The organism is Pedobacter heparinus DSM 2366 (genome assembly GCF_000023825.1).
Taxonomy (GTDB): domain Bacteria; phylum Bacteroidota; class Bacteroidia; order Sphingobacteriales; family Sphingobacteriaceae; genus Pedobacter; species Pedobacter heparinus.
Genome location: NC_013061.1, coordinates 4,074,779 through 4,096,531, shown reverse-complemented (window position 1 = coordinate 4,096,531; position 21,753 = coordinate 4,074,779). Strand labels below are relative to the sequence as shown.

General features: G+C 42.6%; 23 protein-coding genes. 13 read left to right on the top strand and 10 right to left on the bottom strand.

Features of this window, described 5'->3' with window-relative positions; all coding sequences use genetic code 11:
* The 13 genes from hemJ to PHEP_RS17080 all read left to right on the top strand — a co-directional run bounded on the left by hemJ (position 1) and on the right by PHEP_RS17080 (position 10,393).
* The gene (hemJ, locus tag PHEP_RS17135; protein ID WP_015809245.1) at positions 1 to 549 is read left to right on the top strand and encodes a protoporphyrinogen oxidase HemJ; all 549 of its coding nucleotides are present in this window, start codon (positions 1 to 3) and stop codon (positions 547 to 549) included.
* Positions 550 to 614: 65 nt separating this feature from the next.
* Positions 615 to 1,304 (top strand): outer membrane beta-barrel protein, encoded by a 690-nt coding sequence (locus PHEP_RS17130; RefSeq protein WP_015809244.1) that lies wholly within the window; start codon positions 615 to 617, stop codon positions 1,302 to 1,304.
* A gap of 17 nt (positions 1,305 to 1,321) precedes the next feature.
* On the top strand, positions 1,322 to 2,314 hold the full coding sequence (locus PHEP_RS17125) for an ABC transporter ATP-binding protein (RefSeq protein ID WP_015809243.1): 993 nt from the start codon (positions 1,322 to 1,324) through the stop codon (positions 2,312 to 2,314).
* A 205-nt stretch (positions 2,315 to 2,519) separates the two neighbouring features.
* Positions 2,520 to 5,036, top strand: coding sequence for a DUF5686 and carboxypeptidase-like regulatory domain-containing protein (locus PHEP_RS17120; protein ID WP_238326491.1), 2,517 nt, complete (start codon positions 2,520 to 2,522; stop codon positions 5,034 to 5,036).
* Positions 5,037 to 5,099: 63 nt separating this feature from the next.
* Positions 5,100 to 5,408, top strand: coding sequence for a GNAT family N-acetyltransferase (locus tag PHEP_RS17115; protein WP_015809241.1), 309 nt, complete (start codon positions 5,100 to 5,102; stop codon positions 5,406 to 5,408).
* A 22-nt stretch (positions 5,409 to 5,430) separates the two neighbouring features.
* The gene (gene yiaK / locus PHEP_RS17110) at positions 5,431 to 6,414 is read left to right on the top strand and encodes a 3-dehydro-L-gulonate 2-dehydrogenase (RefSeq protein ID WP_015809240.1); all 984 of its coding nucleotides are present in this window, start codon (positions 5,431 to 5,433) and stop codon (positions 6,412 to 6,414) included.
* Positions 6,415 to 6,459: 45 nt separating this feature from the next.
* Positions 6,460 to 7,698 (top strand): L-fucose:H+ symporter permease, encoded by a 1,239-nt coding sequence (gene fucP / locus PHEP_RS17105; protein ID WP_015809239.1) that lies wholly within the window; start codon positions 6,460 to 6,462, stop codon positions 7,696 to 7,698.
* A gap of 147 nt (positions 7,699 to 7,845) precedes the next feature.
* Complete coding sequence (locus tag PHEP_RS17100; RefSeq protein ID WP_015809238.1) at positions 7,846 to 8,481, top strand: PAS domain-containing protein; 636 nt, start codon at positions 7,846 to 7,848, stop codon at positions 8,479 to 8,481.
* Between the two features lie 104 nt (positions 8,482 to 8,585).
* On the top strand, positions 8,586 to 8,750 hold the full coding sequence (locus PHEP_RS22270; protein ID WP_162141666.1) for a hypothetical protein: 165 nt from the start codon (positions 8,586 to 8,588) through the stop codon (positions 8,748 to 8,750).
* On the top strand, positions 8,747 to 8,950 hold the full coding sequence (locus tag PHEP_RS22100) for a hypothetical protein (protein WP_015809236.1): 204 nt from the start codon (positions 8,747 to 8,749) through the stop codon (positions 8,948 to 8,950). The genes PHEP_RS22270 and PHEP_RS22100 overlap by 4 nt, the downstream gene beginning before the upstream one ends.
* 30 nt (positions 8,951 to 8,980) lie before the next feature.
* On the top strand, positions 8,981 to 9,163 hold the full coding sequence (locus PHEP_RS17090) for a VOC family protein (protein ID WP_081436877.1): 183 nt from the start codon (positions 8,981 to 8,983) through the stop codon (positions 9,161 to 9,163).
* A 48-nt stretch (positions 9,164 to 9,211) separates the two neighbouring features.
* The gene (locus tag PHEP_RS17085; RefSeq protein ID WP_162141665.1) at positions 9,212 to 9,991 is read left to right on the top strand and encodes a MerR family transcriptional regulator; all 780 of its coding nucleotides are present in this window, start codon (positions 9,212 to 9,214) and stop codon (positions 9,989 to 9,991) included.
* 129 nt (positions 9,992 to 10,120) lie between these two features.
* Positions 10,121 to 10,393, top strand: a complete 273-nt coding sequence (locus PHEP_RS17080) for a hypothetical protein (protein ID WP_015809234.1) — start codon at positions 10,121 to 10,123, stop codon at positions 10,391 to 10,393.
* 121 nt (positions 10,394 to 10,514) lie between these two features.
* Here PHEP_RS17080 and PHEP_RS17075 read toward each other — a convergent pair whose 3' ends face one another.
* The 10 genes from PHEP_RS17075 to PHEP_RS17030 form a co-directional block, all read right to left on the bottom strand.
* Complete coding sequence (locus PHEP_RS17075; protein ID WP_036674759.1) at positions 10,515 to 10,934, bottom strand: hypothetical protein; 420 nt, start codon at positions 10,932 to 10,934, stop codon at positions 10,515 to 10,517.
* Positions 10,935 to 11,049: 115 nt separating this feature from the next.
* A complete protein-coding gene (gene ilvA, locus PHEP_RS17070) occupies positions 11,050 to 12,294 on the bottom strand; it encodes a threonine ammonia-lyase IlvA (protein WP_015809232.1) in 1,245 nt (414 codons plus the stop codon).
* 103 nt (positions 12,295 to 12,397) lie between these two features.
* On the bottom strand, positions 12,398 to 13,456 hold the full coding sequence (leuB, locus tag PHEP_RS17065; RefSeq protein WP_015809231.1) for a 3-isopropylmalate dehydrogenase: 1,059 nt from the start codon (positions 13,454 to 13,456) through the stop codon (positions 12,398 to 12,400).
* Positions 13,457 to 13,515: 59 nt separating this feature from the next.
* Positions 13,516 to 15,033 carry an alpha-isopropylmalate synthase regulatory domain-containing protein gene (locus tag PHEP_RS17060; RefSeq protein WP_015809230.1) on the bottom strand — a complete coding sequence of 506 codons (1,518 nt, stop codon included), beginning with the start codon at positions 15,031 to 15,033 and terminating at the stop codon, positions 13,516 to 13,518.
* 17 nt (positions 15,034 to 15,050) lie between these two features.
* Positions 15,051 to 15,647, bottom strand: a complete 597-nt coding sequence (leuD, locus tag PHEP_RS17055; protein ID WP_015809229.1) for a 3-isopropylmalate dehydratase small subunit — start codon at positions 15,645 to 15,647, stop codon at positions 15,051 to 15,053.
* An 18-nt stretch (positions 15,648 to 15,665) separates the two neighbouring features.
* Positions 15,666 to 17,078, bottom strand: coding sequence for a 3-isopropylmalate dehydratase large subunit (leuC, locus tag PHEP_RS17050; protein ID WP_015809228.1), 1,413 nt, complete (start codon positions 17,076 to 17,078; stop codon positions 15,666 to 15,668).
* A gap of 41 nt (positions 17,079 to 17,119) precedes the next feature.
* Positions 17,120 to 18,283 carry a 2-isopropylmalate synthase gene (locus tag PHEP_RS17045; RefSeq protein WP_015809227.1) on the bottom strand — a complete coding sequence of 388 codons (1,164 nt, stop codon included), beginning with the start codon at positions 18,281 to 18,283 and terminating at the stop codon, positions 17,120 to 17,122.
* Positions 18,264 to 19,757, bottom strand: a complete 1,494-nt coding sequence (locus tag PHEP_RS17040) for an ATP-binding cassette domain-containing protein (RefSeq protein WP_015809226.1) — start codon at positions 19,755 to 19,757, stop codon at positions 18,264 to 18,266. Before PHEP_RS17040 ends, PHEP_RS17045 begins: the two co-directional genes overlap by 20 nt.
* 7 nt (positions 19,758 to 19,764) lie before the next feature.
* Positions 19,765 to 21,246 (bottom strand): ketol-acid reductoisomerase, encoded by a 1,482-nt coding sequence (ilvC, locus tag PHEP_RS17035; RefSeq protein ID WP_015809225.1) that lies wholly within the window; start codon positions 21,244 to 21,246, stop codon positions 19,765 to 19,767.
* Positions 21,247 to 21,276: 30 nt separating this feature from the next.
* A complete protein-coding gene (locus PHEP_RS17030) occupies positions 21,277 to 21,744 on the bottom strand; it encodes a DinB family protein (protein ID WP_015809224.1) in 468 nt (155 codons plus the stop codon).
* Between the last annotated feature and the right edge of the window lie 9 nt (positions 21,745 to 21,753).

The window sequence follows — 21,753 nt, the reverse complement described above, 5'->3', positions numbered from 1 at the left end:
ATGGATAAATACTACTATTACGTCCTTTCTGTTCATATCATCTTTATGGTAAGCTGGATGGCGGGGTTGTTTTATAGTGTACGTTTGTTCATTTACCATACCGAGGCCAACGACAGGTCCGAAATGGAGAAAGCCATTCTCCAAAAAGAGTATGAAAAAATGGAGCGCAAGCTCTGGTACATCATCACTACACCGGCCATGGTATTAACAGTGCTGGCCGGTATCACCATGCTTTGCATCAGACCAGCATTGCTGCAAATGCCCTGGATGCATGTAAAACTTAGCTTTGTAGTTTTACTGCTCATTTACCACTTTATTTGTCAGCGTATCATGAAACAGCTAAAGCTGGGTACCTGTAAAATGAGTTCCTTTAAGCTGCGTTTGTGGAATGAAGTGGCCACCATTTTACTGGTCGCCATTGTATTTACAGTGATCTTAAAAAATGCTGTAGACTGGATATACGGCCTCATTGGTCTGATCATTTTTGCTGTGGTTATCATGGCTGCAGTAAAATGGTATAAACATTACCGGAAAAAACACGATTCCTAAAATTAATCTATCTTTATAGTATGAAACGTCTATGCTCAACCGCAGTTTTAATTAGCAGCCTTATTATGGCCACCTCATTAAATTTATTTGCGCAACAGGATAGTGTCAAAACATTAGCCAACCCGAAGGGCCGTTTTGTGGGTGGTATTACACTTACACGTATTGATCTTGGTTTCAGCAGGCTTATTGACAACGGAAGCTTTAGCCTGTCACCGGCAAATGATTTTCTGGACTATAAGGCATTTAAAACCAGTACCTTCTCTTTTGATGTGCTGGACTACGGATACCGGTTCAATTCAAATTTTAAAATATATCTGGCTGCTGGGGTAGACTGGAACATGATCCGACTAAAAAGGGACATTACGATAAGAAGAAACACCCCTACATTGGAATATGATCCGGAAACGGGTATCGAATTTTCTAAAAACAGATTTTCCAGTTTTTATGCCCATATACCAATGGGTTTCCAGTTCCGTACCAATGAGAATGACCGTGGTAAAAGGTTCTATTTTGTTGTCGGACCGGATATAGGCTTCCTGCTCAATGGAAAAGTAAAACAAATAAGTAAAGAGAACGGTAAACAGAAATTCAGGGACGATTATAATTTCGAAAAAGTGCGTTTGGGCGGATCATTGCGCGTAGGTTATGGGGCACTTGGAATTTTTACTAAATATTATTTTAGCGATATGTTTGATAGTGCACCACAAAAAGGGTTAAAGAATATGTCATTCGGAATAACACTGGGGTTAAATTAATACAATATCTTTATCCCGTGGAAGAGCAAATCATTAGTGTTAAAAATCTTAGTAAACAATATCAAACCGAACAAGCGGGCGGTATCAGTAACATTAGTTTTGAGGTTAAAAAAGGAAATGTTGTAGCCATTCTGGGTGAAAGCGGCAGTGGAAAATCTACACTGTTGAAGTGCATCTATGGTTTGCTAAAGGTAGATGGAGGAGAAGTTTCTTTCAAAGGAAAGCGTATCCTGGGACCTGATGAACAACTCATCCCGGGCCATAAGGAGATGAAAATGGTTACCCAGGATTTTTCATTGAATATATATGCTAAGGTTTATGACAATGTAGCGTCCATGCTGTCCAATACCGATGTGCAGGCCAAACAAGCCAAAACTATGGAAATGTTGCAGCATCTGCACATTGAACATCTGAAAGATAAAAAGATTACCCAATTGAGTGGCGGCGAGCAGCAGCGCGTGGCCATTGCTAAAGCCATGGTAAGCGATACTTCAGTTTTGTTACTGGATGAACCTTTTAGTCAGGTTGATGCTTTGCTTAAAAACCAGTTGCGTGCCGACATTAAGCGGGTAGCTGCAGAAACAGGTGTTACGGTAATTATGGTATCCCATGATCCGGCAGATGGCCTCTTTCTGGCAGATGAGTTGCTTATTTTAAAAGACGGAGCTTTGTTACAATCAGGTCAGCCCAGCCAGGTTTATAACCATCCCGATCACATTTATACAGCCCGGCTGTTGGGCAATGCTGTGGTACTGGATGCCACAGATGCTTCAATATTGGGATTGGATATCCCTGATGGGCATGCCGTGTTTTATCCGGAATGGGTAGAATTGAAGAGCTCCTGGAACAGCAGGAGATTTGAAGTGAAAGATGTTTATTACAAGGGTTTTTACGAAGAATTGCTGCTTGAAAGAAACGGCGTAAAAATCAGGGCCCTTCAGCTGAATCGGGGAGAGCATAAAAAAAACGACCATGTACAAGCTAATATCAGTCAGTTTCTAGCCCTGTAAATCCATAAAAATCAATCGCCTATATTCAGTTTTTTCATTTTCGTGTCATAACATTTAATTATTGGCTTTACCCTGACTTTTTTACGCGGATATTCAGAAGTTGAGTATTAACTTTGCTGTGCTTAATTTTTTTTAGGCAGCACAATATTAATTGGTATACATGTTTCTTCGTTCAATAACAGTCAGGTTTATTATTTTGTTAGCTATGGTTATACCTGGTTTTCAATCTTATGCACAGCAAACGGCTGTTAGCGGAACGGTTACAGACGCCAGCACTAAAGAAACCATTCCTTATGCATCTTTTATCATTACCGGAAGTGGAAAAGGAGGGCGCACAGATGCCGATGGAAAGTATAATATTACCATTAGTGGCAATTATACCCAGCTTAAATTCAGTTATATAGGTTATAAAACCCAGGTTAAAACCATTAAGCCGGGGCAGGCCCAAACCATTAATGTACAGCTGCAAAATGAAGCCATGCAGATGAACGAGGTAGTGATCAAAGGTGGCAAGAAGCCCCCTTACCGCAATAAAGAGAACCCTGCAGTTGAACTGATCCGTAAGGTAATTGCCAATAAACCGAAAAACCGCATGGAAAGCTATGATTACGTCGCTTATCAGAAATATGAAAGAATGTTGTTCTCTATGAGCAACCTTTCAGAGAAATTTAAGAACAAAAGAATATTCCGCAATTATCAGTTCCTTTTTCAGGAACAGGATTCTACAAAAATAGGTGGCAAAAATATGCTTCCGGTGTTTCAGCAGGAAAAGCTTTCTGATAACTATTTTCGCAAAAATCCGGAGAAGTTAAAAACTGTGGTCATAGCCGATAAGCAGGTGAACTTCGATGAGCGTTTTATAGACAACCAGGGTTTAAGTTCTTATTTCGACAGGATGTACCAGGATATTGATATTTATGACAACAATATCTCTGTAGTAAGCAATCTGCTGCTAAGCCCGATTGCTGATGGCGCACCTGGTTTTTACAAATTTTTTATTACCGATACCATCCGTACACAACAGCCCCAGCTGATTGAACTTTCCTTTACACCCAGAAACAAGATGGACCTTTTGTTTGAAGGTAAGCTGTATGTAACCATGGATGGAAATTATGCCGTCCAGAATGCTTTTTTAACCGTAAATAAAAACATTAACCTGAATTTTGTTCGGGCATTAGAGGCCAAACTTGAATTTGAACAGAATGCGGACAACCGTTACCACTTAAGTAAGAGCAACCTGATTGTTGATTTTGGCATCACCAAGAAAAGCGGGGCTGGTTTTACAGGCGAAAGGACCGTTACCTATAAAGATTACAAAATAAATGAGCCGATAGCCGATAGCGTATACAAAGGCTCGGCTGCCCTGGTTGTGGTACCGGATGCGAAAAAGAAATCTGAGCAGTTCTGGACCAGTAACCGTCCTGAAGCGCTGAGCACCACCAGTGCTAAAGTGTACCGTAATCTCGATACCCTGCAAAGCATTCCATCGTTTAAACGAACTATGGATATTGTAACACTGTTTTTTGCGGGATATAAAGATTTTGGTCCTTTTGAAATGGGGCCGGTAAATACCTTTTATAGTTTTAACAGTGTTGAGGGCTTTCGTTTGCGTTTAGGTGGCCGTACCACAACTGCTTTAAGCAAGCGCTATTATTTTGAAACTTACGCAGCCTATGGCTTTGAGGATCTGAAATGGAAGTATTTCCTGAGCGGGACCTATTCCTTAAACAACAAGTCAATTTATGCTTTCCCTCAAAACTATGTGCGCGCCAGTTTCCAGCGGGATACCAAAATTCCTGGACAGGAGCTGCAGTTTGTACAGGAAGATAACTTTTTGCTTTCCTTTAAAAGGGGGGAGAACAACATGATGCTGTACAATGATTTTTACAGGCTTGATTATGTCCATGAATTTGAAAATCACTTCTCCTATAGCCTTGGCTTACGTAAATGGAGCCAGACACCAGCAGGTTCTTTATATTTTAACAACTCGGCGCAAACACTGTTTTCAAGAACCAACCAGATCAATACATCCGAGATCAGTGTGAACTTAAGGTATGCGCCGCACGAAAAATTTTACCAGGGTAAGGTTTACCGCACGCCACTGGTTGATAAGTATCCGATATTTAACCTGCGTTATACTGCAGGCCTGAAAGGTGTTTTAGGCGGTGAGTATAACTACCACAATTTTATGGGTAGTATCGATAAGCGTTTTTATTTATCGCAATTGGGCTATACCGATGTAACAGTTGAAGGAGGATATGATGTGGGCAAACTACCTTTTCCGCTGTTGTCTATCCACCGCGCCAATCAGACTTATGCTTACCAGTTGCAATCGTATAACCTGATGAACTTTCTGGAGTTTGTAAGTGACCATTATGCAAGTATCAATATAGACCAGAATTTTAATGGTTTCTTCTTTAATAAAATCCCTTTGCTGCAACATTTAAAGTTAAGGGAAGTGATGTCCTTTAAAGCTTTATATGGCGGCCTGCGCAATGAAAATAACCCCGCCAAAAATACAGATGCCATGCAGTTTGTACGCAATAGCGATGGTATGCAGATTACCAACGCACTGGACAATGGCCCGTACATGGAGGGTAGTGTTGGTATAGGAAATATCTTTAAGGTGTTAAGAGTTGATGCCGTAAAACGTTTCAGTTACCTGGACCATCCAAACGTTTCTTCATGGGGAATCCGGGCCAGGGTTAAATTTGATTTTTAATTAAGTTCTTACATATTATTCAGGTAAATTAGGGTCTGGAATCAGCACCTTAAATAATTTCTTATGAATGAAGAATATGTAAACCTGCCACTGGTAAAAAATTCGGTAGATAAACGCTTTGAACTGAAGGTTGGCGACTATACCACATTTATTGATTATAAAGAACATGGGCAAAAGATCTGGCTAATCCATACCGAGTCGCCTACCGAATTGCAGGGTAAAGGAGCTGCTACTGCCGTAATAGAAAAAACCTTGTCGTATATTGAAGAGAACGGTTATAAGCTTATCCCTTTGTGCCCCCTGGTGGCAGCCTATCTTAAAAGACATCCGGAATGGGATAGGATTCTGGACGATAGTGCAAGACCTTTTTAAGCCAAATCTTCATTTTATCGATATGCGTATACCATTTCAGGAGCTTAAGGCCGAATTTAAAAGAGTATTGTTAAAATTATCATTTCCGCCGGAAACTGCCGATAGCTGTGCCCTGGTATTTGCCGCCAACAGCAGGGATGGTGTTTATTCTCATGGATTAAACAGGTTTCCTGTTTTTGTAAAGCTGGTGCAAAAAGGGCTGATAAAGGCAAATGCCTTGCCTGCCTTACTGGAAAGAAATGGAGCAATAGAGCGTTGGGACGGGAATTTTGCACCAGGTATGTCAAATGCCAGCCATTGCATGGCCCGCGCTGTCGAACTGGCAAAAATAAATGGAATTGGTTGCGTGGCCATCAAAAATACCAACCATTGGATGCGTGGTGGAACTTATGGCTGGCAGGCTGCAGATGCTGGTTGCATAGGTATATGTTTTACCAATGCTACCGCCAATATGCCTGCCTGGGGTGGTAAAGATCCGGTGTTGGGCAATAATCCCCTCGTAATCGCAATACCAAGGAAAGAAGGGCATGTGGTGCTCGATATGGCCATGTCGCAATTTTCCTATGGTAAAATGCAGGAATATGAATTAAAGAACGAAGCCTTACCCTTTCCCGGAGGATATGATGAACAGGGAAATTTAAGTACAGATCCTGCAGTAATCCGTAAAACAAAACTGGCCCTGCCAATTGGTTTCTGGAAAGGTTCCGGCCTGTCTTTGGTGCTGGATTTATTGGCCGTAGCGCTTAGTGGCGGCAATTCAACCGGAAAAATATCGGCTCAGGCCGATGAAACAGGAGTGTCCCAATGTTTTATTGCCATCCGGCAGCCAGACATGCATGATGCGCTGATTGCAGAGGTGCTTGCTTATACAAAAAATAGTGAGGCCGTTAAAGCGGGCGGACAGGTAAGCTATCCGGGTGAGCGCACCTTACAGACCCGATTGGAAAATGAAGAAAAGGGGATACCTGTAAATGAAGAGATCTGGATGCAGGTAAAAAATTTTTAGTGCAGCCAAGTAACATATCAACCAAATAAACCTGATAAAAATAAAATGAGCGAATCAACAACCAAAGCTGCCTTTACCGACAAGAAATTCCTGGTTACCCTGGTATTTGTCACTTCCCTTTTTATGTTCTGGGGCATTGCCATTACAATGGCCGACGTACTGAACAAACATTTTCAGCAAACCATGAGCCTTTCCAAATCACAATCCGCCTTTGTGCAGTTTGCAGTTTTTGGTGCTTATGCAGTAATGGGTATACCAGCCGGTTTATTTATGAAGCGTTTTGGTTATAAAAAAGGAGTACTTTTAGGATTATCACTTTTTGCCACTGGAGCCTTTCTCTTTATTCCGGCAGCCAATATTTCCTCCTTTGCTTTTTTCGGTGTCGCATTGTTTATTGTAGGATGTGGATTATCAACCCTTGAAACCGTTGCACATCCATTTGTGGCTTCGCTGGGCGACCAGCGTACGAGCGATCAGCGCATTAATTTTGCCCAGTCCTTTAATGCAGTTGGTGCAATGCTGGGCCCGGCAATAGGAAGTTACTTTTTGTTTGGCAAGCATGTGCAGGGTAGTACAGATCTTACTTCTGTTAAGGTACTTTATGCTGTAATTGGCCTGGTAATTTTGTTGGTTGCTGTCTCTTTTTCGTTTGTAAGAGTGCCAGCTACAACAGATCCCCATGCCGTTGCAGCAGACGCTGATGCGGTAAATATCGATGTTGCCCCGGATAAAAAACTGTTTGATCATAAACATTTCGTCTGGGCGGTTGCCGCTCAGTTCTTCAACGTAGCCGCGCAGGCCGGAACATGGGCTTTTTTCATCAATTACGGACATGAAAAAATGGGCTTTAGTGATGAAAAAGCCGGTCACTTTATGGTTGTATTTATGGGAATGATGCTTGCCGGTCGTTTTATCGGTACCTTTTTGATGCGGATAATTGCACCAAACAAATTGCTGGCTTCATTTGCATTGGGTAATATCCTGATGTGTATCATCGTAGCACAAAGCCTGGGCTGGCCATCTTTCATTGCTTTACTGATGATCAATTTCTTTTTCAGTATCATGTTCCCAACGATATTCAGCCTTGGGCTTAAAAATCTGGGCGCCCGTACACAACAAGCCGCCTCGTTCTTATCAATGGGTGTGGTTGGGGGAGCATTTTTTCCTTTTATCATGGGAGCGCTTGCAGATAGTGCAGGAATTGCCTATGCTTATTATGCCCCGATCATCTGTTACATAGTGATTTTCCTTTTTGGCTATAAATTCTATAAAGTAAAACACTAATTATACAATGAAATATCCGGGTTGCTTAATGCCCTGGCTGGACATTGTGGCAGCTGTTTAATCTGCCTTGGTTCACTTGTAAAATTTAAATCAAACATATACTGCTTATATCCGTTGTACAATAGGTTGTTAGACTAATAGGCTACTATGCAAAGGGATATAAATAATGCGCTTCAGGAAATAACAGATTTAAAGAACGAAGCGAAAAGCTCAAAAAATAAACTGCGTTCATTTTTTGAGAGTTCAAGCGTGATCCATTTGCTGATAGATACGGATCTAAGGGTGATTGATTATAACAGGGCAGCCGTAAATTTTATAAAGAAGCATTGTAAAATCAATATAAAGGTTGGGACAAAAGCATCCAGGTTAATACATAAAGATCAGGTAGCCAGTTTTATGGAAAACTATGTCAAGGCACTTGATGGCATACCCGTCCGTATGGAACAGGAGTTTAAATATGGGGGTGAAAGGATTTTATGGTTCCTGAATTATGAACCTGCATGGGATTGTGACGGAAATATTTTAGGCATGTCGTACAATGCCGTTGACATTACCGAGAAAGTAGCCAACGAAAATAAGATTGTTGCCCAGTATTATTCATTGGAGAGTATCGCTTATATCCATTCACATCATTTTCGGGCCCCTGTTACAAACATTATGGGGCTGATGAATATCTTTAAAATTAATGGCTACAAAACTACAAAACAAGAGCTGTTAATGATGCAAAGGGCTGTAAATGAGTTGGAAGTCCAGATGACCAGGATTGAAAACCATCTGGTGTAAGTGTGGTTTTCTAGCCCCCTGTTTCTATGAAACTCTTCATGCGGCCCGGTAAATCAAACAAAGCTTTTTGTCACATTTATAATAATTTGTTAACCATTTATCCCATGAACAGTGACGGTACTCAGTTTACCGGAAAGGCAGGCACGTTTTTGATGGCCGCCAACGGTACCGTTCAGAACTCTCTGCGCTATACGCTGCTTAAAGAAAAGTCATTTACGGGCTTAGGTTTTATTGTCTGTAATATAGATATTTGTGTACGGCTGTTATGAAAGTATACAACTTTAAACCTGGTGTAGCGCTTGCCGGATACGTAGACAGGATCCTGGTTATAGAACATTGTGAAAACAGTACTCCTTTTTCATTGCCCTTGTTTGCCAATGGATCACCAACTTTACTTTTTATCTCAGCAAAAGGTAGCATGAAACCATTCAGCCCGAAGCATTGTCTTTTAGCGATGGTTTGTATATAAACCTACACCTGCCAATTTCTTTGTAGTAGAATCCAGACACAGGAAGAGATTGACCCTTATTGGGAAAAGCTGGGTGCAGGGGGCAGGTATGACCACTGCGGCTGGCTCGATGATAAATTTGGCTTTTCCTGGCAAATTGTACCTTCGGGATATGAGCGTGTTGGATTACCCGGAAACTTTTTACCGGAAAATTTTTTTGAAAATAGTTCTTGACCCTTACCCAAGGTCATAGCCTATCTTTGCCTCATCAATATGAACAAAATGAAAAAGTTAAGCATCTATTCGGTAAAACAACTGGCAAAATTGGCCGGTGTAACTGTAAAGACCCTGCACCTTTATGACCAGATGGGTTTACTTAAACCTGCTGAAAGAACTTTGACCCGGTATCGCCTTTACAAAGAACCGGAATTGTTACGGTTGCAACAAATCTTGTTTTATAGGGAGCTTGACTTTTCGCTCAAAGAAATCCGCTCTATCCTGGACAATTCAAATTTTGACCTGATGCAAGCATTGGAGAGTCATAAGGCGATGCTAAAGGCAAAAAAAGCAAGATTGGCAATGCTGATGAAAACGCTGGAAAACACTATACATTCACTAAAACATAAAACCATGTTAAACCTGGAAGACCTATATGAAGGACTAAACCGGGATGAAGCCCAAGCCTACAGAAGCCAGGCCATCCTTAATTACGGCGAAGAAGCCGTAACCCATGCAGAAAATCATTTGAAAAGCTTAAACAAAGAAGAGATGCAGGTACTAGTAGCCAGGCAAAAAGAACTTGGCAAAGCCTTATACTTGTTGAAACATCAAGACCCTTCCAGCCATAGCGTTCAGGAGCTGGTTGAGCAGCACTACCTGAATACCAGGAAACTTTGGGGTACCCACCTTGCCGCTGATAAACAGGCCCAGACATACAAAGGGTTGGGAGAACTTTACCTGTCAGACGAAAGATTTACCAGTGAGATGGGTTCATCAGATCCAGGTTTCAGGACTTTTATCAGCAAAGCGATGGCATTTTATTCCGAATCGTCACTTAAATAGGGAAGCGTTCTTGTGAAATTCCAATTTCAGGATGGCAAATGCGTACTCACATAGAATTGTTACTGAAAGAAAAGCAATGGTTCTATCTAATCTTTGTATCTTGATTTTACACGCAAAAATCTTAAGAATATGAAAATCACACTAGATGCAAAATCCCTTTTAATGGGTTTTCTGGCCGCAGGCTTAATGTTTACTGTCATCAGCTTTAAAAGCACATCAGACCAGAATAAGGGTAAATTCAGGACAGAAGTAAATGACCATGTTGTTGTAATTCTGGATACCGAAACAGGAAACTATATCATTGCCCCGTCCATGTACGATATTAATAAAATACAATGGATAAAAGGAGAATTTTATGAAACCTTCAAAACAGGAAAGGACAATAAAAAGATCTCAAACTGATTGGACAGGATAATTCTGAAACACGACAAAGCTACACACAGGTGTGGATGAACTATTGGTTGAAAAAAAATGCCGGTATACTATAAGCGTACCGGCATTTTTATATTCTTAGTAATGTAGATTAATTACCAGCATATTTAGAAGGAATAACAACCACTTTAACTAAAATAGGTTTTGTTGGTTTTACTGGATTAGTATCTTGATTGTCAGATGTTTGTATGTCAATGGCTATGCCCCCAACAAAAAGCTCATAGCTGTAAGCATTTGCATCATAGGTGTAAGGGAGTTGGATATAGCTGCTGGAATTTACCGGATGGGAAGCATAAACTAAAACTCCTTCATCATCAACAGTTATCTCGTCAATAATAGAATTTCTCCATTCATAGGTATAATTATATCCATCGGCACTCAATACCCACTGATTGGGTTGTATCGTAAAATTATAAGTTCTATTTGGCGTATCCTGGATAATCGTATCCTTCTTGCACGAAGCCAGACCCAGTGTAGCCGTGCATAACAGTAATAGTATAAGCTTTTTCATGTGTTTGTGTGTTTTTGTTAGCTGTAGCAAATTTATTGCCACAAAAACCTCAGCCATTTCTTATACGCTTCCTGTAATCAAAATGTTATGAGAAATCCTGCTACCTAAAACCCATCTAAACCAGGTATTCAAACAAGGTCTGGTCGTTGTTCAGTTCAATAATTTCAAACTTAAATTCCTTCATACGCTGTACCAGGGCATTATAATCAGCTTTATTGGCCAGCTCTATACCAACCAGTGCCGGGCCGTTTTCCCGGTTTGTTTTTTTGATGAACTCGAAGCGGGTAATGTCATCATGCGGGCCCAGCACATTGTTCACAAATAACTTCAGTGCACCCGGCCTTTGCGGAAAACGGACAATGAAGTAATGTTTCAGCCCTTCGTACAGCAAAGATTTCTCTTTGATCTCCTGCATGCGTTCAATATCGTTGTTGCCGCCACTGATGACACACACTACCTTTTTGCCTTTGATTTTATCTGCATAAGCATCCAGTGCGGCTACCGATAAAGCACCTGCAGGCTCCACTACAATGGCATCCTCATTGTATAATTTTAATATCGTGGTACAAACCTTTCCTTCGGCAACCAGCTGCATATCATCCAGCACCCTGGCACACAGTTCATAAGTCAGCTCGCCAACGCGTTTTACTGCCGCACCGTCCACAAAACGTTCAATGGCTGCTAAGGTAACCGGCGCGCCCTGTGTAAGGGCTTCAGACATGGAGGGGGCACCTTCAGGCTCTGCACCCAGCAATACAATGTGCGGATTTTTGCTTTTAAGATAAGTGCCGGCACCGGCAGCAAGCCCGCCACCACCTACGGGCATAATAACCACATCGGCACCGGGCAGGTCCTGCAGTATTTCCACACCAACTGTGCCCTGACCCTCAATGATACTGTAATTGTCGAAAGGAGGGATAAAGGTCATGTTATGGGCTGCGGTATAGGCCAGGGCTTCCCTAAGGCAATCATCAAAAGTATCACCAACCAATACCAGTTCTACCTGGCCATTGCCAAACATCTCTGTTTGCTTTACTTTTTGCCGCGGTGTAATTTCGGGCATAAAAATGACACCCTTAGTACCCAGTTTATCACAGGAAAAAGCAACGCCCTGAGCATGGTTTCCGGCACTTGCACATACAATTCCCCTGTTCAGCTGCGCTGTGCTCAGCTGGCTGATCATGTTATAGGCCCCTCGCAATTTGTACGAGCGTACTACCTGCAGGTCTTCACGCTTCAGGTAAATTTCTGCTTCATATTTTTCAGATAATTTGGCGTTATAAATGAGGGGCGTACGTTTTACGATGTTGTTCAGCCGTTTTGAAGCAGCTTCGGAATCGAGTGGGCTAAAGTCAGTCATTTTAGGAAAAATAAGAACCGTCACCCGGAGAACAGATGACGGTTTTAATTTGTTTTTTTGTATGTCCCCTCATCTCGATGATAGGAGAGATGACGGGAATGTATTAAATATTAGCAGCCAGCCAGTCGCCAACTTCACTTGTTTTGTAAGCTTTGTTTTTTCCTGAAAGGTCTTCAGTAACCATACCTTCAGCTAAAGATTTGTTTACAACGGCCCTGATCAGTTCCGCCTCTTCTTTTAAACCAAAAGCATCTTCAAACATCATGGCAGCCGAAAGTACGGTAGCCAATGGGTTGGCAATGTCTTTACCTGCAGCCTGAGGGTAAGAACCATGGATGGGCTCAAATAAAGAAGTATGTACACCGATAGATGCCGAAGGCATTAGTCCCATAGAACCTGAAATTACAGAAGCCTCGTCGGTTAAAATATCGCCAAACAGGTTTTCTGTGATCAATACATCATATGAGCTTGGCCATTGAACCAAACGCATGGCTACGGCGTCCACAAATTCATAGCTTACCTCAACCTCAGGATAATCTTTTTCCATATCCTGTACCGTTTCTCTCCATAAACGTGAAGACTCCAGAACGTTTGCTTTATCTACGCAGCATAGTTTTTTACTGCGGGTCATCGCCATTTCGAAACCTAATTTTGCCAGACGCTGAATCTCGGCCCTGGTATAGGTACAAGTATCAAAAGCGGTATTGCCATCGTCCTTTCTGCCTCTTTCGCCAAAATAGATACCCCCTGTTAATTCGCGCAGAATGATCAGGTCGGTACCTTCAATGCGCTCTCTTTTTAAAGGCGAGTTGTCAATTAAGGAAGGGAAAGTAAAAGTTGGGCGTACGTTTGCAAATAAGCCCAGTTTCTGACGCATTTTCAGCAATCCCTGCTCGGGGCGAACGGTAGCTTTAGGGTCATTGTCAAAACGCGGGTGACCAATTGCACCAAACAATACGGCATCGGCAGCCATGCAGATCTCATGTGTAGCATCCGGATAAGGTTCGCCAACTGCATCTATAGCCGCTGCTCCTGTAATACCTGATGTCCATACAATTTCGTGGTTAAATTTCTTTGCTACCGCATTTGATACTTTAACAGCCTGGTCAATTACCTCCGGGCCAATTCCATCTCCTGCTAGCAGAGCAATATTCAGTTTCATATATTTTGTAATTGTGGTTTAAAAATTGTTTTTAGTAGTTTTTTGGCTAAGGTACATCCTTAAATGATGTTCAGCATTTTCTGGGTGGCTTTAATGGCACAAACCGTCTGGTCTGAATCCAGTCCCCTGGTAATGAATATTTTTGCTTCAGTTTCCCATGTAATGATCGTTTCGCAAAGGGCATCAGAGTTACTGCCGGGGGCTATCCGTACGGCATAGTCTACCAGCTTGGGCAAGGTCCTTTTTTTCTTGTTATACACTTTGGTCAGCGCATTCATAAAAGCATCAAACTGTCCGTCACCCTGGGCGTGTTCTTCAAATTTCTCACCTTCAATCCATACAGATATCGTTGCAGAAGGGCGCAGGCCCATGGCATTGGTCAGCACATAAGATTGCACAGCCACCTTTTCTTCATATAAACTACTGTCCAGTACATCAGAAATGATATAAGGCAGGTCCTCCTTGGTTACCGTCTCCTTTTTGTCGCCCAGTTCAATCACACGTTGCGTAACTTTCTTCAGGTCGGCATCATTTAACTTTAAGCCCAGTTCCTGCAGGTTCTTCTCAATATTAGCTTTTCCCGATGTTTTTCCCAGTGCGTACTGGCGTTTTCTGCCAAAGCGCTCAGGTAACAGGTCATTAAAATACAGGTTGTTTTTATTGTCGCCATCCGCATGGATACCTGCCGTTTGTGTAAACACATTGTCGCCCACAATTGGCTTGTTAGAAGGGATGCGGACCCCTGAAAAGGTTTCTACCAGTTTGCTTACCTTATAGATGGACGACTCTCTGATCTTAATCTCTACTTCCGGGGCAAAATCTTTAATTACCGCTACAGCACTTGCCATGGCGGCATTTCCAGCCCTTTCACCCATACCATTCACCGTTAAATGCAGACCACCAATACCGGCTTTTACGGCTTCCAGTACATTGGCCGTACCCAGGTCGTAGTCGTTATGGGCATGAAAATCAAAATGGATATCCGGGTATTTGGTCAGCAGTGCCGAGATAAAACCAGTGGTTTCTCCAGGTGTTAAAATACCCAGCGTATCCGGCAACAGTATCCTTCTGATGTTTTGTCCCGATAAAAAGTCCAGATACTGGTACACATAATCCGGAGAGTTACGCATGCCGTTGCTCCAGTCTTCCAGGTAAACATTGGTGGCAATACCATGCTTTGCAGCCAGGTCAATTACCTGTTTGATTTCTGCGAAATGCTGTTCAGGTGTTTTTTTAAGCTGATGTGTGAGGTGGTTTAAGGAGCCTTTGGTCAGCAGGTTCTGCACTTTTACACCTGCACTGATCATCCAGTCGATAGATACCCCATTGTCTACAAAGGAAAGGACTTCTATGCGATCTGAATATCCGTTTGTTTCTGCCCAGTTTAAAATGGACTTTACAGCCTGAAATTCTCCGTCAGATACACGTGCAGAGGCAATCTCAACCCGGTCTACCTGGAGTTCTTCCAATAACAACTGGGTGATCGTCAATTTTTCAGAAATGGAAAAAGACACTCCCGATGTTTGTTCGCCATCGCGGAGTGTAGTGTCCATAATCTCTATTTTCCTTCTTTCCATGTAACTGGTGTTGCTTGTTAAAGTGGAAGATGTAAAGCAAATTCCTCTATTTCCGGTTTGATGCTTTGCAGATAATCGATGTCGTCAAAGCCATTCATCATGTTGTCTTTTTTATAGGGACTGATCTCGAAAGTTTCTTTTTCACCTGTAGCCAGCAGGGTAACGGTCTGCTCAGGCAAGTTCACTTCCAGTTCCGTGTTCGGATCGGCATGAATTGCCGTAAAAATTTTATCTGCAAATTCAGCACTTACCTGCACAGGCAATACCCCAATATTCAGACAGTTATTCTTAAAAATGTCAGCAAAAAAACTGGATATTACACATCTGAAACCATAGTCGTATACTGCCCAGGCTGCGTGTTCCCTGGATGATCCTGAACCAAAGTTCTTACCGCCAACCAATATTTTGCCGCTGTAAACAGGGTTGTTCAGCACAAAGTCTTTTTTCGGGGTATTGTCTGGATTGTACCTCCAGTCGCGGAAAAGGTTGTCGCCAAACCCAACACGTTCCGTTGCTTTTAAAAAACGTGCGGGGATCAGCTGATCGGTATCTATATTTTCTATCGGAAGCGGAACCGCGGTGCTTCTTAATACATTAAATTTATCGTAAGCCATTTTTAAATCTTTTTTGTGTTAAACAAGTTCTTCGTTCTCAATCAGGGTTCTCGGGTCTGTAACCACACCGGTAACCGCAGCAGCTGCAGCAACCAGCGGACTGGCCAGCATGGTTCTTGAACCAGGGCCTTGTCTGCCTTCAAAGTTTCTGTTTGATGTACTTACTGCATACTTTCCGGCAGGGATCTTGTCGTCGTTCATTGCCAAACAAGCCGAGCAACCTGGCTGGCGCAGCGTAAAGCCTGCCTCAGTTAAAATGTCCAGTAAGCCTTCTTCTTTAATCTGTGCTTCCACAATATGAGAACCAGGAACCAACCAAACGGTAACATCATCTGCTTTGTGTTTGCCTTTTACAATAGAAGTAAATGCCCTGAAATCTTCAATGCGGCCATTGGTACAGCTACCCACAAAAACGAAATCTACTTTTTTACCAATCATATGGTCCCCTTCAGAGAAACCCATATAATTTAACGATTTGGCATAAGTCTCTGCACCACCTTCAACTTGGGCAGCATCAGGTATATCCTGAGAAATACCCATTCCCATACCTGGGTTCGTACCGTAAGTGATCATGGGTTCAATTTTCGAACCATCAAAGGTCAGCTCTTTATCAAATACCGCATCGGCATCCGTTTTTAAGGTTTTGTAATAAGCCAGTGCTTTATCCCATGCTTCGCCTTTCGGACTAAATTCGCGGCCTTTTACGTAATTGATAGTGGTTTCATCCGGGGCAATCATACCACCACGGGCACCCATTTCAATACTTAAATTACAAACGGTCATGCGCCCTTCCATGGTCATGTTCTCAAAAACATCACCTGCATACTCTACAAAATATCCTGTAGCACCGGAAGTACTTAGCTGAGAGATGATGAACAGGGCTACATCTTTAGGTGTAACACCTAAGCCCAGTTTGCCATTCACGTTGATGCGCATTTTTTTAGGCTTAGGCTGCATGATGCACTGCGTAGAAAGCACCATTTCTACCTCTGAAGTACCGATACCAAAAGCAATGGCACCAAAAGCACCATGGGTAGAGGTATGCGAATCACCGCATACAATGGTAGCACCTGGTTGCGTAATGCCATATTCAGGGCCTACAACGTGCACTATGCCATTTTTTTGATGGCCCAATCCCCAGTGGCTGATGCCATATTCATTGGAGTTTGACTCCAGTGCTTTTAACTGATTGGCAGAAAGCGGATCTGCAACCGGTAAATGCTGGTTAATGGTAGGTGTATTGTGATCTGCCGTTGCAAAAGTACGCTCCGGATATAACACTTTTATTCCCCTGCTTTTTAAACCTAAAAAGGCCACAGGGCTGGTCACTTCGTGAATCAGATGGCGGTCAATAAAAAGCACATCCGGGCCACCTTCAATCTTACGTACCACGTGAGTGTCCCACACCTTATCAAATAATGTCTTGCTCATTTTTTTCTATTTTATTATCAATTCTTTATTGCAAAATTTAATTACGCCAACTGGCTTTTATCCATCATCAACAGCAGGTCCTGGTCATTAATATCCAGTTTACTATCCGCAACAGTAAGGAAGCGGTGATAGGCTTCACCGAGTTCCTCCTTGCTTAAGTTAAAGCCCAAACGCTCCAGATGGAACTTTAAGGCATGTCTTCCGCTACGTGCAGTAAGTACAATACTGGCATCTGGGAAACCTACATCTTCCGGACGGATGATCTCATAGTTTTCACGGTTTTTAAGGAAACCATCCTGGTGTATACCAGAGCTGTGTGCAAAAGCATTGCTGCCCACTATGGCTTTATTTGGCTGTACCGGCATGCGCATCTGCGAGCTTACCATGCGGCTCAGTTCATAAAAGTTCTTGCTGTTGATATGGGTATGCAGCCCCAATACCTGATGGGTTTTCAGGATCATGACGACTTCTTCGATAGAAGTATTGCCTGCACGTTCGCCAATACCATTGATGGTACCCTCAATCTGGCGGGCGCCATTTTGTAAGCCTGCTATAGAATTTGCTGTAGCCAGGCCCAGATCATTGTGGCAATGTACAGAAATAATGGCCTGGTCAATATTTTTAACGTTTTCTTTCAAAAATTTGATCTTGCTGCCATATTGGTCGGGCAGGCAATAGCCATTCGTATCTGGTATGTTTACCACTGTAGCGCCGGCGCCAATCACGGCTTCTACCATTTGGGCAAGGAACTGAATATCCGCACGCCCGGCATCTTCAGCATAAAACTCAATGTCTTCTACAAATTGTTTGGCATATTTAACTGCTTCAACAGCCCGTTCAAGGATTTCCTCACGGGTACTGTTAAATTTGTGTTTAATGTGCATATCCGACGAGCCGATACCGGTATGGATCCTCGGGCGTTTGGCATATTTCAATGCTGCAACGGCCGAATCGATATCACCTTTATTGGCACGGGTGAGCGCACAGATAATGGGTTCGGATACGGCTTTGGAAAGCTCTACAACACTTTGGAAATCGCCGGGACTTGAAATAGGAAAACCTGCTTCAATAATGTCCACACCAAGTGCTTCCAGCTCTTTGGCAATTTCTATTTTTTCTGGGGTTGTCAATTGGCAACCAGGCACTTGTTCACCATCACGTAAGGTGGTGTCAAACACATAAACTCTATTCGGATCGTGTAACATAATCGTAAGTGTTTTCTAATATGATTTCTACGGATTTTACTGCTCCGTTTTCTAATAAAATTCTTTTCTCCAGACAGGCAGGCAGCTGCGATTCAAAATGGCCAACGTAAATCAGCGTAGTGCCATTTCCGCACAGTTCATCTACCATTCTGTTAAATTGTTGGGTCTGTTGCTGGTCTAAACCCTGGCAGGGTTCATCCAATATCAGCAGTTCGGGGTTTTTGATGATCGTTCTGCCCAGCAGGGCCAGTCGTTGTTTGCCCAGGGGCAATTCATTCATCAGGGTATCTTTGTACTCCTCCAAACCAAAATAGCCAATCAGTTCATCTGCCTGGGCTTTTTTGGTATAACCAGGATCGCAAAACAAACCCGAACTGTCATAAAAGCCCGAAACAATACTTTGCCATACCGTTGCTGAAGGGTCGAAATACCAGTGCAGTTCGGGCGATATCAGTCCAATACGTTCTTTAATTTCCCAGATGCTTTCCCCGCTTCCCCTTTTGTTTCCAAACAGGTGGAAATTATTGGCATAGGCCTGGGGGTGGTCGCCACAGATTAAACTCAGCAGGGTAGATTTGCCTGAGCCATTATGACCTTGCAACAGCCATTTTTCTCCGGCCTTAACTTCCCAGTTGATGTTTTTTAATACCTGTTTTTCGCCATAACTGATGTTGACATCAATCATTTTGATCAGGCTTGCAGTCTGTACCGCATTCAGGCTTTCATGCAAAAATGCCGGAACCGGTCGCCCGCTTAGTTCAAATTCGGCATGGCTGCGTTCATCAGCATCAATTTCAACCAGCCGGCCCTCCCGTATTTCCGCAATGCGGTCTATACAGGCAGGCAGTTCTGCTTCATTGCTGATCAGGATCAGTTGGGTGCCGGCTTCGGTAATTTCTTCAAGTAAGCTGTTCAGGTTGCCGCGCGAAGCTGCATCCAAACCATTGTAAGGCAGGTCTAAGATCAGTAACTGCGGCCTTAACCATAAGGCTTTAACCAATTGCAGTTTTTTGTGTTCACCACTCGATAACTGGATCAGGGTAGCCGGTTTCAAAGCCGCAAAGCCTAATGCAGTTAAAATGGGTTCAGCATCATCTAAATTCAGGCCATATTGTTTCCCGAAACTCTCCAGTTCTGCCTGTACTGTAGCGACGGTTTCTACGGCCTGTTTATTGTAACGCTGCTGATAATAAAAGTTAGACTGGCCTTCCAGGTCCTTAAACTGGAACCAGTTGGCCACATAATAAACCATTGCCGGTAAACTGCTGTGGGGATTGAAATGGCATTCAATATTCCCGTAGCTGTGTGTTAAGCCGGCAATGGCCTTTGCCAATGATGTTTTACCCGTACCGCTTGCGCCGCAAAGCAGCCAGTTCTCATGGCGCTTTATGGTCCAGCACAAATCCTTCAGCACCGGTGTATGCCGGTACTTTAAGTTTAGGTTTTTGATATGGACGACGACGGGTTGTGACATGATTTTATTAAGCAGTTTTTATAGATTTCATTGCAGTCATTGCTTTTCTCAGTTTGGTACCTATTACTTCAACTTCGTGTGTACGCAATGCTTCGTTTACGGCAATCAGGGTTCTGTTGTCTACACCACCGTCTTTGCCTTCGTTAAAATTTTTACCAACAAGGTCAGTATCTACTTTTTTCATAAAATCCGCCAGTAAAGGTTTACAAGCCTGATCAAACAAATAACAGCCGTATTCTGCCGTATCAGAGATCACACGGTTCATTTCAAATAATTTTTTACGGGCAATGGTATTGGCGATCAGCGGAGTTTCGTGCAGCGACTCATAGTAGGCCGATTCTGGTTTAATACCAGCCTGAACCATTGTTTCAAAAGCAAGTTCAACACCAGCTCTAACAAAAGCAACCATTAAGGTGTAATTGTCAAAATATTCCTGTTCCGCAATCTTCACATCAGCGGCAGGGGTTTTTTCAAAAGCAGTTTCGCCGGTTTCTGCGCGCCATTTCAATAAGTTCTTATCGCCATTTGCCCAGTCTGCCATCATCGTGCTGCTAAATTCACCGCTCATGATGTCATCCTGATGTTTCTGGAACAATGGGCGCATGATGTTTTTCAGTTCTTCAGAAATTTCAAAAGCTTTAATTTTAGCAGGGTTGCTCAATCTGTCCAGCATGCCGGTAACACCACCATGTTTCAGGGCTTCAGTAATTACTTCAACACCATATTGAACCAGTTTGGAAGCATAACCTGCATCAATTCCTTTTTCAATCATTTTATCGAAAGAAAGGATAGAACCTGTTTGCAATAAGCCGCAAAGGATAGTTTGCTCGCCCATTAAATCAGATTTTACTTCGGCAACAAAAGACGATCTTAAAACGCCGGCCCTGTGGCCACCAGTTCCAACACAGTAAGCTTTTGCCTGTGCCAGGCCTTTTCCTTCAGGATCGTTCTCCGGGTGCACTGCAATTAAGGTAGGTACGCCAAAACCCCTTACATATTCTGCTCTTACCTCACTGCCAGGGCATTTAGGCGCCACCATGATTACCGTAATGTCTTTACGGATCTGCATGCCTTCTTCTACAATATTAAAGCCGTGCGAGTACAATAAAGTAGCCCCTTTTTTCATCAAAGGCATTACGGCATTCACTACAGCGGTGTGTTGTTTGTCAGGAGTAAGGTTAATCACTACATCAGCATTAGGGATCAGCTCTTCATAAGTACCTACAGTAAAATTGTTTTCTGTAGCATTTTTCCATGAATCTCTTTTGCCTTCAATAGCTTCCTTACGCAAAGCATAAGAAACATCTAAACCACTATCTCTTAAATTTAAACCCTGGTTTAAACCTTGTGCGCCGCAGCCTACAATTACCAGTTTTTTTCCTTTCAGTACATTTACACCGTCCAGAAATTCGGCGCTGTCCATAAAATCGCATACGCCCAGTTGGTTTAATTGTTCTCTAAGAGGTAATGTGTTAAAGTAATTTGACATCTTTTTTATTGTTTTAGAATTAAGGTTCTTTTATTTATTGTTATTGATTACTTTTTTAATGGCCGAAGCAATTCCATAATGCAGTGCATCATGCACTACAAAAAATTGAACAGCTTCCTGCGTACTCTTTATTTCTACACCGTAATCGGTTTTAAAAGTGTGGTACGCTGTAAACTTATCGCTGTCCAGGTCTTGCTCCAGCTGGGTAATGGTACTGCGCATCAATTCCTTGATGGTATTTATCTCTTCAGCACCTATAAATTTTTCAGGCCTGGTTCCTTTTGTATAAGGCAGTATGTACTGCTTTTCAACCACAAGCGGAACATTGGCCAGCCTGTAGCATAAACCTTGCTGACTGGCAACGATATGCGCGAAGTTCCAGATGATGTTGTTGTTAAAACCTGCCGGAATTTCGTTCAGTTCTTCAACAGTTGAGTTTTCGATCAACCGGATGAAGTTTTCGCGTGTTTGCCTGGTGATGTTTAAAAGGTATTCCATTCTGCCGGA

Excerpts from the sequence above, each read along its gene's own strand:
- hemJ (WP_015809245.1), top strand. The coding sequence starts at position 1 with ATGGATAAATACTACTATTACGTCCTTTCTGTTCATATCATCTTTATG.
- PHEP_RS17130 (WP_015809244.1), top strand. The coding sequence starts at position 615 with ATGGCCACCTCATTAAATTTATTTGCGCAACAGGATAGTGTCAAAACA.
- PHEP_RS17120 (WP_238326491.1), top strand. The coding sequence starts at position 2,520 with ATGGTTATACCTGGTTTTCAATCTTATGCACAGCAAACGGCTGTTAGC.
- PHEP_RS17115 (WP_015809241.1), top strand. The coding sequence starts at position 5,100 with ATGAATGAAGAATATGTAAACCTGCCACTGGTAAAAAATTCGGTAGAT.
- yiaK (WP_015809240.1), top strand. The coding sequence starts at position 5,431 with ATGCGTATACCATTTCAGGAGCTTAAGGCCGAATTTAAAAGAGTATTG.
- fucP (WP_015809239.1), top strand. The coding sequence starts at position 6,460 with ATGAGCGAATCAACAACCAAAGCTGCCTTTACCGACAAGAAATTCCTG.
- PHEP_RS17100 (WP_015809238.1), top strand. The coding sequence starts at position 7,846 with ATGCAAAGGGATATAAATAATGCGCTTCAGGAAATAACAGATTTAAAG.
- PHEP_RS22270 (WP_162141666.1), top strand. The coding sequence starts at position 8,586 with ATGAACAGTGACGGTACTCAGTTTACCGGAAAGGCAGGCACGTTTTTG.
- PHEP_RS22100 (WP_015809236.1), top strand. The coding sequence starts at position 8,747 with ATGAAAGTATACAACTTTAAACCTGGTGTAGCGCTTGCCGGATACGTA.
- PHEP_RS17085 (WP_162141665.1), top strand. The coding sequence starts at position 9,212 with ATGAAAAAGTTAAGCATCTATTCGGTAAAACAACTGGCAAAATTGGCC.
- PHEP_RS17080 (WP_015809234.1), top strand. The coding sequence starts at position 10,121 with ATGAAAATCACACTAGATGCAAAATCCCTTTTAATGGGTTTTCTGGCC.
- PHEP_RS17075 (WP_036674759.1), bottom strand. The coding sequence starts at position 10,934 with ATGAAAAAGCTTATACTATTACTGTTATGCACGGCTACACTGGGTCTG.
- ilvA (WP_015809232.1), bottom strand. The coding sequence starts at position 12,294 with ATGACTGACTTTAGCCCACTCGATTCCGAAGCTGCTTCAAAACGGCTG.
- leuB (WP_015809231.1), bottom strand. The coding sequence starts at position 13,456 with ATGAAACTGAATATTGCTCTGCTAGCAGGAGATGGAATTGGCCCGGAG.
- PHEP_RS17060 (WP_015809230.1), bottom strand. The coding sequence starts at position 15,033 with ATGGAAAGAAGGAAAATAGAGATTATGGACACTACACTCCGCGATGGC.
- leuD (WP_015809229.1), bottom strand. The coding sequence starts at position 15,647 with ATGGCTTACGATAAATTTAATGTATTAAGAAGCACCGCGGTTCCGCTT.
- leuC (WP_015809228.1), bottom strand. The coding sequence starts at position 17,078 with ATGAGCAAGACATTATTTGATAAGGTGTGGGACACTCACGTGGTACGT.
- PHEP_RS17045 (WP_015809227.1), bottom strand. The coding sequence starts at position 18,283 with ATGTTACACGATCCGAATAGAGTTTATGTGTTTGACACCACCTTACGT.
- PHEP_RS17040 (WP_015809226.1), bottom strand. The coding sequence starts at position 19,757 with ATGTCACAACCCGTCGTCGTCCATATCAAAAACCTAAACTTAAAGTAC.
- ilvC (WP_015809225.1), bottom strand. The coding sequence starts at position 21,246 with ATGTCAAATTACTTTAACACATTACCTCTTAGAGAACAATTAAACCAA.
- PHEP_RS17030 (WP_015809224.1), bottom strand. The coding sequence starts at position 21,744 with ATGGAATACCTTTTAAACATCACCAGGCAAACACGCGAAAACTTCATC.